At 44.2% G+C, this 1393-nt stretch carries 2 protein-coding genes; both read right to left on the reverse strand.

Going from position 1 to position 1393, the window contains the following annotated elements; translation table 11 throughout:
- Positions 1 to 238, reverse strand: a 238-nt coding sequence (locus KDK16_RS11360) for a hypothetical protein (protein ID WP_257276196.1), incomplete at its 3' end; no start/stop codon positions are given.
- Between the two features lie 175 nt (positions 239 to 413).
- The coding region (locus tag KDK16_RS11365; RefSeq protein WP_257276197.1) for a hypothetical protein at positions 414 to 1393 on the reverse strand (980 nt) is incomplete at its 5' end.

A 1393-nucleotide genomic window follows, 5' to 3' on the forward strand; every position in this document is an offset into this window, starting at 1 on the left:
ACATCCCCTTGCCACCCAGTTGTTTCCGGCTGGCGGGAGAATAGTCAGCAGCCTGATCTGAAGAAGATAAACTGCAGGCGCTGCAGAAGCGCTTGGCCAGTGGTGTTTCGTCGATCGGAACGCCGCTGATATCAGGACCTCCGAATTGACTTTTAAATGAACTCCCGGCCTCGGTCTCCTGAGTTGGATTCTTTGTCAGGATGGGGTGATATGCTTTGTCAAATCCAGCAGATAACATCAAGACATCCCTCCAAAGTTAATATTCATCCATGATTTAATAACCAAGAGCCTGTTGCGTTAATCAATTACTTCTTTTGACCATGATATCTTTATAAAGTTCAGCCATCGGGCTGAAGCACGCAACAGGAAAAACAACAAGGAGCTGGGAACACGGTGTGTAATGGTCAACGCTGTCAGAATAGATTAGACGTTATTCGCAAATTTCCGAGCCTGTCTGTAAAACTAGAGTGACACTCTCGAACTCGTTGACTGCCATATTTCAGCCCATGCTTCAATAAGGCTTTCTTTAGCTTTTCTTTATGCTCCGCAAGCCAGTGAGTCGGTCGGAGATTATACGGTGGGAGATCAAACGGTGGGACTGCAAACTTCAGTTTATAGTCCATTGATGGGCTGATAACAAAGTATTGATCTCTAAAATCGGGATACACATCCTCAACCAATAGAGTAGCTTCATCAGGATATAACAATAAAAGATGTTGTAAGAGCTCCCTTCGCATGTCCTCACTTATCTCATCGCTCATTAACATTTCCCGCAGACTGTCTTTCGATTTTCCCTCAATAAACACATGCCGCACACACACTCTTAAACACTGTCCATGATGAATAAACCGCTGGTAATGGTCGCTTAATAACTGACAGAAAGCGTCAGAAGAAGATGAAACTCTCCGACAAAACACTAAAAAAAGGCAATGCTCAAACGCAAATCTCTCAGCTTCTGTTGCAACATTGCCATTAAGGCGCTGTGCAAGCAAGTTGAAGTCCCACTGATCTCCTTCAAAAATGGCCCTGCATTCAAATAAACTATCCAGATTATACATTTCATCTAACACAATGATCAGTTTCTCAAAGGCACCCTGCATGTTGTTACGTGATTTCATTCGAGGGCATTCAACGGTAATTTCTCCCGCTACGGCGTTGCAACCCAGCTTCATGCTATCAGAATTTTCATCCAGTCCGATCGCTTTCAGAGACTGCACCAGAAACCACATACGCTTTAACTTGCCGTCTTCATCAACGCCATCAGGTTCCTCAAATTGGTCAGAAAATCTCAGCCGCAAGGTTCGTTCTTTTCCCCCATCTGCATGCTCAAGAAGTTCAACAAGTCCCACATGACTTCCTAACTTCAGGTTAACAATCAAGGCATCATCCATAC

The sequence above is a fragment of the Endozoicomonas sp. SESOKO4 genome, assembly GCF_024606275.1.